The sequence below is a fragment of the Mannheimia haemolytica genome, from assembly GCA_900638155.1.
Lineage (GTDB): Bacteria > Pseudomonadota > Gammaproteobacteria > Enterobacterales > Pasteurellaceae > Mannheimia > Mannheimia glucosida.
In genome coordinates, this window is the sequence record LR134495.1 from 453,850 (window position 1) to 465,547 (window position 11,698).

The 11,698-nt window shown below is 40.8% G+C and carries 11 protein-coding genes; 3 read left to right on the forward strand and 8 right to left on the reverse strand.

Annotated features, from left to right (window positions below):
• Positions 1 to 6: 6 nt before the first annotated feature.
• The 8 genes from rlmH to EL242_RS02465 all read right to left on the reverse strand — a co-directional run bounded on the left by rlmH (position 7) and on the right by EL242_RS02465 (position 8,134).
• Positions 7 to 483, reverse strand: a complete 477-nt coding sequence (gene rlmH / locus EL242_RS02430; RefSeq protein WP_126301352.1) for a 23S rRNA (pseudouridine(1915)-N(3))-methyltransferase RlmH — start codon at positions 481 to 483, stop codon at positions 7 to 9.
• A gap of 77 nt (positions 484 to 560) precedes the next feature.
• On the reverse strand, positions 561 to 875 hold the full coding sequence (gene rsfS / locus EL242_RS02435) for a ribosome silencing factor (protein WP_126301353.1): 315 nt from the start codon (positions 873 to 875) through the stop codon (positions 561 to 563).
• 171 nt (positions 876 to 1,046) lie between these two features.
• Entirely contained in the window at positions 1,047 to 1,916 is an 870-nt protein-coding gene (locus EL242_RS02440) for a DMT family transporter (RefSeq protein WP_126301354.1), read from the reverse strand.
• A 50-nt stretch (positions 1,917 to 1,966) separates the two neighbouring features.
• On the reverse strand, positions 1,967 to 3,151 hold the full coding sequence (uxuA, locus tag EL242_RS02445) for a mannonate dehydratase (RefSeq protein WP_126301355.1): 1,185 nt from the start codon (positions 3,149 to 3,151) through the stop codon (positions 1,967 to 1,969).
• 18 nt (positions 3,152 to 3,169) lie between these two features.
• Entirely contained in the window at positions 3,170 to 3,919 is a 750-nt protein-coding gene (locus tag EL242_RS02450) for an FCD domain-containing protein (protein WP_126301356.1), read from the reverse strand.
• 11 nt (positions 3,920 to 3,930) lie between these two features.
• The gene (locus EL242_RS02455) at positions 3,931 to 6,309 is read right to left on the reverse strand and encodes a TIM-barrel domain-containing protein (protein ID WP_126301357.1); all 2,379 of its coding nucleotides are present in this window, start codon (positions 6,307 to 6,309) and stop codon (positions 3,931 to 3,933) included.
• A 15-nt stretch (positions 6,310 to 6,324) separates the two neighbouring features.
• Complete coding sequence (locus EL242_RS02460; protein ID WP_126301358.1) at positions 6,325 to 7,626, reverse strand: TRAP transporter large permease; 1,302 nt, start codon at positions 7,624 to 7,626, stop codon at positions 6,325 to 6,327.
• Positions 7,627 to 7,642: 16 nt separating this feature from the next.
• Entirely contained in the window at positions 7,643 to 8,134 is a 492-nt protein-coding gene (locus tag EL242_RS02465; protein WP_032848867.1) for a TRAP transporter small permease, read from the reverse strand.
• A gap of 225 nt (positions 8,135 to 8,359) precedes the next feature.
• On the opposite strand from EL242_RS02465, the gene EL242_RS02470 reads away from it, so the two are divergent.
• The 3 genes from EL242_RS02470 to uxaC all read left to right on the forward strand — a co-directional run bounded on the left by EL242_RS02470 (position 8,360) and on the right by uxaC (position 11,694).
• Positions 8,360 to 9,358: a TRAP transporter substrate-binding protein gene (locus EL242_RS02470; protein ID WP_006251128.1), complete on the forward strand. Its 999-nt coding sequence runs from the start codon at positions 8,360 to 8,362 to the stop codon at positions 9,356 to 9,358.
• Positions 9,359 to 9,430: 72 nt separating this feature from the next.
• On the forward strand, positions 9,431 to 10,276 hold the full coding sequence (locus tag EL242_RS02475; RefSeq protein ID WP_126301359.1) for an SDR family oxidoreductase: 846 nt from the start codon (positions 9,431 to 9,433) through the stop codon (positions 10,274 to 10,276).
• Between the two features lie 14 nt (positions 10,277 to 10,290).
• Positions 10,291 to 11,694 (forward strand): glucuronate isomerase, encoded by a 1,404-nt coding sequence (gene uxaC / locus EL242_RS02480; protein WP_126301360.1) that lies wholly within the window; start codon positions 10,291 to 10,293, stop codon positions 11,692 to 11,694.
• Positions 11,695 to 11,698 lie beyond the last annotated feature (4 nt).

Below are 11,698 nucleotides of genomic sequence, written 5' to 3' on the forward strand. Positions count from 1 at the left end.
CACTATCTAAAATGACTCACTTCGATGATAAGGGTGATTAATGGTAACCGACCACGCCCGATACAAACTCTCCGCCACCACCACACGCACGAGCGGGTGTGGTAAGGTTAAAGGCGACAACGACCAACTCTGCTCGGCAGCGGCTTTGCATTCCGGCGATAATCCTTCTGGGCCGCCAATCAATAACGCCACATCTCGCCCATCGTTTTTCCAGCCCTCTAACTGAGTAGCTAACTGTTCGGTTGTCCACGCTTTGCCCGGAATATCCAAGGTAACGATTTTTGCTTTGCCTGCTGCGGCTAACATTGCTTTGCCTTCAAGCTCAAGAATCCGTTTGGTATCGGCATTCTTGCCTCGTTTTCCTGCCGGAATTTCCACCAACTCAAACGGCATATCTTTCGGAAAACGGCGTTGATACTCTTCAAACCCTGTCGTCACCCACGCCGGCATTTTGGTGCCAACCGCAATTAATTGAATTTTCATCTCTCTTTCACTTACAAGCGGTTTAATTTGCAAAAAATATTGCAAACATTACCGCTTGTCGTTCCTTATTGAACTGGCTACGCCCAAAGTTTCTCTAATTGGTACATCTCACGGCTATCGGATTGCAACAAGTGAACCATTGCCTGACCAAAATCGACCACAATCCAATCGGCAACTGCTTTACCCTCTTCACCAAACACCTCAAATCCTGCTTGTTTCGCTTCCGTAATCAAACGCTCTGCGGTAGAAGCAACGTGACGGCTCGATGTGCCGGTAGCTAAAATCATTGTATCGGTAATGCTGGATTTCCCTTTCACATCAATGGCTAAAATATCTTTTGCTTTTAAATCATCTAAGGTATTGGTTAAAAATTCAACTAAATTCTGTTCCACGTTTATTTTCTCATTCTATCTTGTAAAAGCGTTGGATTTTAACACAGATTGGACAGATAAAAGAAAGAAAGCGGTCATTTTTGCAAGATTTTTTGCAAAAATGACCGCTTGTTACTTACTCTAAAATGCCTAACTACTTCCAATACTATGGCATATTTGCTTTTGTTTTACCTATTTTTTGAGTCGTAGAATAGGGAGTCGATAAATAATCAAGGCTATCAAAATCAAACCGCAACCTAGCCATTTTGTCGCACTAAGTTGTTCCCCCAATAACATCACGCTCAATAACAATGTCCAAGCCGGCTCAAGTAACATAATGAGTGCAGAAGTACCAATATGGCAATATTTTTGCCCCAGTGTTTGCATTAAAAAACGTAAATTTGTCGCAATCAATACACTTGCGGCAAACCAGAACCACACTTCAGTGGGAATCGGGAAATGCCAACTTTCCATAAAATAGGAATACAAGCTACAGACCGCACCGACCATCGCCAATTGGATAGTAATTAATGGAAACAATGAGACTTGTTTGGCGTATTGATTATTTAACACAAAATATAACGCCCCAAACACTGATGACACCAGAAAAATCGTACTGCCTAAGGAAAAATGAAAGATGCCTTTCTCCGCAGAAAGAAAGTAAAGCCCACTTAATGCAATGGGTAAGGCTAACCAAAAAATCTTCGGTGGCGTATGTTTGAATATCAACCAAGAGAGCAAAGGAGCAATCAGCATCGCAAGGCTCACCAAAAAAGCCCCTTCACCAAACACTGTACTAAAAGCCAGCCCCAATACCCAAAAAATAGTATAAATTCCGTAAGTAAGACCAGTAATCACCGAATATTTAACTTGAACCTTATCTAAACGATACAGCTCTCGATAAGAAAAAGGCAGAAGAATCAAAGAGGCTAATATAAAACGTCCTCCCATAAAACCAATAGGCGGTAATCCCACCAAAGCATGCTTAGAGAAAAACCAACCCGCTGCAGCAATAAAGGTAACGAGAAAAAGGATTATTTCGCCGAAATATTTTTTGAACATATCAAACTATAAAATGCCCTCTACAGTAGAGGGCATTATAATAAATAAGGCTAATTGTTAAAATAGACTTTCTTAAGTGCCAACTCCAATCCACGGAACTCTGCTAATCCTCTTAAACGACCAATCGCAGAATAGCCTGGGTTGGTTTTCTTTTTGAGGTCATCTAACATTTGATGACCGTGATCCGGACGCATTGGAATTAAGCGGTGATCGCCATTTGCTTTGCGACGATATTCTTCGGTAAGTAATGCTTTCACCACTCCAAACATATCGACATCACCGGCAAGATGATCCGCCTCGTGGAAGCTTTGTGGATTTTCTTCACGTTGGGTAGCTCGTAAGTGGGCAAAATAAATGCGATCTGCAAACTGCTCTGCCATTTTGACCAAATCATTCTCGGCTAATACACCGTATGAACCGGTACAGAACGTGAAACCATTGGCTGCAAGCGGTTGAGTTTCCACAAACCATTGCATATCCTCGATGGTTGAAACAATGCGTGGCAGGCCTAAAATCGGGCGGGGCGGATCGTCAGGGTGAATTGCCATACGAATGCCCACTTCTTGTGCAACCGGCACAATCTCATTTAAGAAATAAGCTAAATGGGTACGGAATTTTTCAGCAGAGATCTCTTTATAGCGGTCAAGCTGTGCTTGGAATTCTTCGAGCGTATAACCTTCCTCAGACCCCGGCAAACCGGCAATGATATTTTTGGTTAATTTTGCAATATCAGCTTCGCTCATCTGCTCAAAATAGGCTTTGGCTTCGGCTTGTTCTGCTGATGAATAAGTTGCTTCCGCTCCCGGACGTTTTAAGATATATAACTCAAACGCCGCAAACACCACTTGGTCAAAACGCAATGCTTTTGAGCCGTCAGGCATTTCATACTCCAGATCGGTACGAGTCCAATCTAACACCGGCATAAAGTTATAGCACACCGTATCAATGCCACAGCTTGCCAGATTACGCAAGGTTTGCTTATAGTTATCAATCCATTGCTGATAGTTGCCGGTTTGAGTTTTGATTTCTTCGTGAACAGGCACACTTTCTACCACCGACCAAACCAGTCCTTTTTCAGCTAACAATGCTTTACGTTTATTAATTTCCTCAATCGACCACACCTGTCCGTTAGGAATATGGTGCAACGCTGTCACAATCCCCGTTGCTCCTGCTTGTCTTACATCATCTAAAGATACCGGATCATTTGGGCCATACCAACGCCATGCTTGTTCCATCGTAAACTCCTCATCTAATTAAAAATTGACAGCCAAAGGGCTAACATTAAACAGATAACCATCAAAATTTGGATCAGCTAAATCCGATAATTCAAACAGTTTTTGTTTCACATTTTCCAAATGCTGCCACATCATTTTTCGTGCCAATACAGGATCTTTACGCTGTATTGCCGCAATAATATTTTCGTGATCTTTTAACCATAACGTGCGGTAACTTTGATCGGGAATATGTGAATGTAACCCTTTCCACATCGGGCTATTGGTTCGATACTCCCATAAATCTTTTTGCATACGGATAATCACTTCATTTTGCGTTATTTCAGCAATCGCTTTATGAAAATCTTCATCTGCAACATAATCTTCATCACCGTGTTCTAAGGTTCTGCGTTCACGCTCTAAAATCTCTTTTAAGTGTAAAACATCTGCCCGAGTGGCTTGAATAGCAGCGAACTCGGCAATACTACTTTCCAATAGCTGCCTTGCTTGCAACAATTCAAAAGGACCAACATCAGGTAACTCTTCCGTTTCCTCAGCATTTGATTTGGGTAAATTAATCACATAAACACCGGAGCCTTTACGCACTTCAATTAAATTTTCCAGCTCAAGCATAATCAGTGCTTCACGAATAACGGTACGGCTGACATTAAAGTAATTAGATAAATCACGCTCCGGCGGTAATTTATCCCCTACTTTGTATGCACCACTTAATAATTCTGCTTTTAATTCTTGCCCGATTTTTTTATAAGAGCGTAGATCTTCAGCTGCCATAATGCCTTCTATTAAATATCTGTAATGGGTAATACATAGCCATCTTCAACAGGTTTACCGTTTATGATTAATCGGCGTTGCTCCTTATGAGGCAATCTAAAGACCCATTCTTTATACTGTGGCTCATACTGCCCTGTTTTGGTTAAATTGATTTCAATCGTTTGATTGGTACAAATTAACTCAATAGCTAAGGTTAAATGTTTACCGCTTAAATAATCAAAACTGACACCATCATCATCAAAAATAGAGAGGTTGGTTTTGCCCTGATCAATAAACGGCATAATTAATAATTCACGATAATCATCGGTTAATGTGTTAGCACGCCCTTTTAAACCTAGTGGGATAATAGAACCTGCTCTTAGGAATAAAGGAATACGTTCCAACGGTGCATCAACCGTCACGTTCTCACCGCCATAGTACCATTGGTGAGTATAAAAATCATACCAACCCGTATAATTACAAGGTAAATAGACCTCACGTTGACGTTGCCCAGCCTCCACCACAGAAGCCACTAATAAATCTCTGCCGAATAAGTAATCATCATTTTCAGCAAAAGTGTTTGCATCATTTTCGTGATCTAAAAAGGTTGGGCGTAGCATTGGTTCTGCGTGTTTATGTGCTAACCATAATAAGTTATAGATATATGGCATTAAGCGATAACGTAGCTGAATCGTATCTCGGATAATATTCGTTACCTCAGGATACATCCAAGGCTCATTCACCGTTTTATCATCGTTCCAAGAGTGGATAGTAAAACGAGGGTGCATTACTCCATTTTGAACCCAGCGAACAAATAATTCCGGATCAGGCTTATTACCGGAAAAACCACCTACATCGTGTCCAACGTTATAAAGGGCTGACAAACTCATTCCTAAGCCCATTTTGATATTATATTTTAAGGTATGCCAGCTGGTACGGTTGTCACCTGACCACGTCTGTACATAGCGATTCATTCCGGTTGAACCCGAACGAGAAATCAAATAAGGGCGAATATTCGGTGCAAACTCTTGTTGAGCTTCAAAAGAGGCTTTCATCATCAGCAAGGGTTGAAGTGGGCGAATTAACTTCACTGGCAACCCTTTGCCGAAGAAATGGCATTTAGCATAATCGTCCCAAACCTCAAACTCGTTATTATCATTCCAAGTTGAGCTAATGCCCATTTCCAGCAACTGTGATTTCACATTGGCTTTCCACCACGCCACTGTTGCCGGATTAGTGAAATCTAAGTGAGAGCCTTCATCGTCCCAAAACATTGAACGTTCCGGGTTATCAGATTCCGAATCCTGAATAAACAAGCCTTTCTCGGCAACTTCATCGTAGCGAGGGTGATCTTGCAACATACAGGGTTTTATATTGGCAGCTAAGTGCATTCCTGCATCAGAAAAATACTGACTCATTAATTTTGGCTGCGGCACTTTGTCGTAATTCCAGTTAAACACATAACGTTTACCGTTAATGGAAGTATAGCCGGAGGATAACTGGAATGAATCACACGGAATATTATGTTCACGACATAAATCCACAAATTTTTTCAGCTGTTCTTGTGCATCTGGTGCATCGGTATAGCTCATTGTTGAACCGCTATAACCTAAACTCCAACGAGGCCCGAAAATAGTACCACCAGTAAGCTGAGTATATTTTTTAGTCACATCAAGGATTTGAGGGCCTAGAATCATATAGTAATCTAGGTCTCCATCTTCTGCTTTGTAATTGCGGTAATAAGCGTGGTAGTTATCAATTTCGCTACCCAGCACAAACCAACACGGAGCTAAGTTATCGTAATAAATACCGTAGCTGACCTCTTCTGTGTGCGTGATATAAAATGGAATATGCTTATAAAGCGGATCCATAGACTCTGCGTTATATCCCATTGCATCGATATTACGCATTTCAAAACGGCGACCGTGGCGGTTTAAGTTACCTGTTTTTTCACCTAAACCATAATATTGTTCACTGAGATGACGATTTAAATAATGGGTCACATTAGTGTTAGACACCCCAAATAAATAAGCACCGGTTTTGCGATCTGATGCAAAGGTTTTCCATCCATTACCTGCCTTATATTGCCATTCCAAATAAAGCGGTTGATGAACAATCACTTTTAAGCAAGCGGTCGAAATTTCTAAAAAATTTGCAAAGGCTTTAATTTCATAATCGGGTAAAGCAAAACCGTCCACAGACCATTTATCCCGTCCTTCCCATTGAATATCAGCTTGATTAGGGCTAATTGCCCAGGTTGCAGGCACTTTAAATTCATTATTACGAGTAAAAGCCACTCGAAACATATCCTGTTCTAATACAAAAATATGTAATCCGATACCTCTCTCACACTGAATATCAATTCGGTTATTTTCGTTTTTAATAAACTGCCAATTTTTTAATGTTTTCACGTGAAAGTCCTCGATTTAATAACCCAATAAGAGTTGCGGTAGGGCAAGACTTAATGAAGGAACATAAGTCACTAATAACAATGCTAAAATTAATGCTGTATAGAAAGGTAATAACGGTTTGATCACTTGATTGATTTTTACACCACCTACAGAACAACCAATAAATAAGGCACTACCGACCGGTGGAGTACAAATACCGATGGATAAGTTGAACGCCATTAAAATCCCGAAATGCACCGGATCCATACCTAAATCAGTAACAATAGGGAAAAAGATAGGGGTAAAGATAAGCAGTGCAGGTGTCATATCCATAAACACACCAACAATAAGTAAAATAATGTTGATGATTAATAAAATCACGATAGGATTATCTGAAATGGCAAGTAAGCCGTCACTAATCGTATAAGGAATATCGGCATTTGCCATTACCCAAGACATTCCCATTGAGGTGCCAATTAAAAGTAGTACGATTGCGGTAGTTACAACCGAATCTAAAATCACTTTCGGTAACTCTTTAATGGAAACTTCTCGATAAATCAACACCGCCAGAATTAAGGTATAAACAACCGCAAATGCCGAAGCTTCAGTAGCAGTGAAAATACCGCCGATAATGCCGCCCATAATCACAACGATTAACCCGAGGCTAGGCAAGGCATCTAACGTTTTCTTAATCACTTCTGATTTTGTGGGTTTTGGCGAAACAGGATAATTCCGTTTCTTAGCGATATAACCGATGATGAGCATAATGGATAGCCCCATTAAAATGCCCGGTATATAACCTGCCAAGAATAAAGCCCCTATTGATGTTCCTCCCGTGACCAATGAATACACAATAAATGTATTACTCGGCGGAATAAGCAAACCCGTTGGGCAAGAGGCAATGTTTACCGCAGCAGAAAACGCAGGATCGTAACCTTCCTTTCTTTGTAATGGTGACATAATACCGCCCATTGCCGCCCCTGATGCCACTGCCGAGCCTGAGATGGAACCAAACATCATATTTGCCAGCACATTAACGTGAGCCAGTGAACCGGGTAAACGACCGCCAATCACTTTTGCAAATTCAATCAAACGTAATGCAATCCCACCTCTATTCATAATATTGCCGGCAAGAATAAAGAATGGAATGGCAAGTAGAGAGAAGCTATCTAAACCTGATGCCATTTTTTGCGTAATAACGGTAATTGCCGCATCAAACGGAATTGACATCATCACCGTCAGTAGAGAGGCTAAGCCAATCGAAAAAGAAATTGGTACACCAATGAATAGAAAAAGGAAGAAGGTGGTACAAAGTACAAGAACGACAGACCATTCCATAATACGTTCTCCTAAATTAATGTAATGAAGGGACAGGTTTTGCTATCGCAAATAAGTCACGAATAACATAAACCAACATAAAAAAGCCGCTTAATGGAATAGCACTATAAATCAACCCCATCTGTACACCTAAAACAGGCGAGACCTGACCGGCATTGATAGTATCATTCACTAACTTCACACCGCCATAGCACATAATCAGCACAATAAAACATAAACTGATCAGATTAACGACAAAATGTAAGCGTTTTAATTTATCCGGTGAGGATTCCAATTTCGTTGCCAACAAATCGATGGCTAAATGCTTTTTCTGACCAAACGCATAAGCAGCACCAATCAAACCTACCCAAATAAATGAAAAACGTGCCAACTCATCGGTATATACGCTTGGTGCTTTTAAAATAAAGCGAGAAAAGACCTGCCATACCACGCAACCTACAAGCAAAATGCTAATGACAACGCATAACGTAGATAAAATTTTATCAATTTTTAAAACAAAACTATCCATACGACCTCTCTTTTGAAACAGAAAAACCTAAATTGGTGAACCAATTCTGCTGTTTTCTGGCTTTTTTAGCAACAATTCTTTGTTGATTTTGTGATCTGGTTCACAAATTTAGCAAAATTGGTTTGATATGTTCAAGATCGCTTTGTATGATAAGTCAACAATTTAGTCAATGCAGTAACAATGAATTGCAGGTTCCACATTTCCAACTTAGTAAGGAGAACATATATGTTCACGAGAAAAACCCTTCTTTCAGCTTCATTAGCCACCGCATTATCTCTGGGATTAGCCTTTTCTGCCTCAGCAAAAACCACGTTAAAGCTAAATCACAATAACGACAAAACACACCCTGTTCATATTTCAATGCAAAAAATGGCGGATGAAGTCAAAGAATTAACCAATGGAGAAGTCGTCATTCGTGTTTATCCGAACAGCCAATTAGGTACTCAACGTGAATCGATTGAATTACTACAAGCAGGTTCGCTCGATATGGCAAAATCAAACGCCAGTGAAATGGAATCATTTGAACCGACTTATGGTGCATTTAACATTCCTTATCTATTCCAAAATGTCGATCACTACTACACAGCATTAAAAGATCCGGAAGTCGGTCAAAAAATCTTGGAAGCCTCTAAAGGAAAAGGATTTATCGGTTTAACCTACTATGATGGTGGCGCCCGTAGTTTCTACGCCAATAAAGCGATTAAAACACCGGCAGACTTAAAAGGCTTAAAAGTGCGTGTTCAGCCAAGCCCAAGTGCAGTCAAGATGATGGAACTTCTTGGTGGTTCAGCAACCCCACTAGCCTATGGCGAACTCTACACCGCATTACAACAAAAAGTGGTTGATGCAGCAGAAAACAATGAAACCGCATTAACATTGGCTCGTCACGGTGAAGTATCAAAAATCTTCAGCCAAGATGAACATACAATGATTCCTGATGTGCTACTCATTAGTGAAAAGACTTGGGCTAAATTAACACCTGAACAACAAAAAGCCCTTAAAACGGCCGCAGATAATTCAATGATGTCTCATAAAGAGTTATGGGCAAAAATGATTGCCGAAGAGAAGAAAAAAGCACAAGAGCAAATGGGCGTTGAATTTATCACCGTTGAAAAACAACCATTTATTGATGCAACCAAACCGATGAAAGATGAAGCAAAAGCCAATCCGGTCATTGGTGGATTGGTTGAAAAAATCGATGCACTTGCTCCTGCCGCAAAATAGTGGTCAATCAATCGTTCTATTGCTACCTGTGGGTAGCAATAGATCTTTATAACCAGATAGAAAGGACAGATTATGGATATTGCAAAAAATCACAACTTACAAGATAAAGTCATTGTTGTTACCGGTGCCGGTGGTGTTTTGTGTGCATTCTTAGCCAAAGAATTAGCGAAAACTAAAGCAAAAGTGGCATTACTTGATCTTAATTTAGACTCTGCACAAAAAGTCGCTGATGAAATCAACGCACAAGGCGGTACAGCCAAAGCCTACCAAACGAATGTCTTAGAATTAGATAACATTAAAGCAGTACGAGACCAAATTGCAGCAGATTTCGGCACTTGCGATATTTTAATTAATGGTGCCGGTGGTAATAGCCCTAAAGCAACCACTGATAATGAATTTCACACTTTAGATTTAGCAGACAGCACAAAATCGTTCTTTGAATTAGATAAATCCGGTATTGAATTTGTATTTAATCTCAACTACTTAGGAACATTATTACCAACCCAAGTTTTCGCTAAAGATATGATTGGCAAAGCGGGGGCAAATATTGTCAATATTTCCAGTATGAATGCTTTCACACCATTAACAAAAATCCCTGCCTATTCCGGAGCTAAAGCTGCCATCAGCAACTTTACTCAATGGCTTGCGGTTTACTTCTCTAAAGTCGGCATTCGCTGTAATGCTATTGCCCCCGGCTTCTTAGTCAGTAACCAAAATCGAGGTTTACTCTTTGACAGCGAAGGCAATCCAACTGCTCGTGCCAATAAAATTCTTACCAATACTCCGATGGGGCGTTTTGGTGAACCGGAAGAATTACTCGGTGCATTGCTCTTCTTAGTGGATAGCCAATACTCCAGTTTCGTAAACGGTGTGATTGTGCCTGTAGATGGTGGTTTCTCTGCTTATAGTGGTGTATAGCCTAAGAGGTTGGTATGAAACAATTTTTATGTGAAGACTTTTTACTCTCAACCCCAACGGCACAAAAGCTCTATCACGACTATGCCAAAGATCAGCCGATTTTTGACTACCACTGCCATTTAAACCCAAAAGAAATTGCGGAAAATCGCCAATTTAACGATTTAGCCGAAATCTGGCTGGAAGGCGATCACTACAAATGGCGGGCGATGCGTTCTGCCGGTGTGGAAGAACGTTTGATTACGGGCGATGCCGATAAATACAGCAAATATTTAGCCTTTGCACAAACTGTGCCAAAATGTATCGGCAACCCGATTTACCATTGGACGCATTTAGAACTTCGCCGTCCGTTTGGGATTACCAACACGTTATTTTCACCACAAACCGCAGAAAAAATTTGGCATCAAGGCAAAGCATTACTGCAACAGCCTGAATTTTCCGCCCGTGGCATTATGCAACAGATGAATGTGAAATTAGTCGGAACTACTGATGACCCGATTGATTCTTTGGAATACCACAAAGCGATTGCAGAAGATAACACCTTTGGCATTGAAGTTGTGCCAAGTTTCCGACCTGACCGAGCATTTAAAATCGAACTGCCGCTATTTAATGACTACGTTGAGCAACTTGGTAAAGTCGCTGATATTGACATCAACACTTTTGATAAATTAAAGCAGGCACTACTAAAACGCATTGAACATTTCGATCAGCAGGGGTGTAAATCCGCCGATCACGGCATTGAAATCGTACGTTTTGCCGCTATTCCTGATGAAACAAAACTTACCCATATTTTGCAAAAAAGATTGCAAAATCAACCGCTTGCAGAAGAGGAAATCGCACAATTCAGCACGGCATTATTAGTCTGGTTAGGCACGGAATACCACAAACGTAACTGGGTGATGCAAATGCACATTGGGGCAATCCGCAATAATAACAGCCGTATGTTTAAGCTGCTCGGGGCAGACAGCGGATTTGATTCCATTGGCGACCGCACTTTTGCCGAGCCACTCTCCCGTTTATTAGACAGTATGGATCAAACCGACCAACTTCCGAAAACCATTTTATATTGCTTAAACCCACGTGATAACGAAATGCTCGGCAGTATGATCGGCAATTTCCAAACCGGTGGCATTGCGGGCAAAATCCAATTTGGTTCAGGCTGGTGGTTCAATGATCAGAAAGACGGAATGGAACGCCAACTGCAACAGCTTTCACAATTAGGCTTGCTCAGCCAATTTGTTGGAATGCTGACTGATTCCCGTAGTTTCTTATCTTACACCCGCCACGAATATTTCCGCCGTATTCTTTGCGAAATGATTGGTAGTTGGGTGGAACGGGGTGAAGCACCAAACGATCTCAACTTACTGGGCAATATGGTGAAAAATATTTGCTATGACAATGCCAAAGGTTATTTCAAATAGGAGA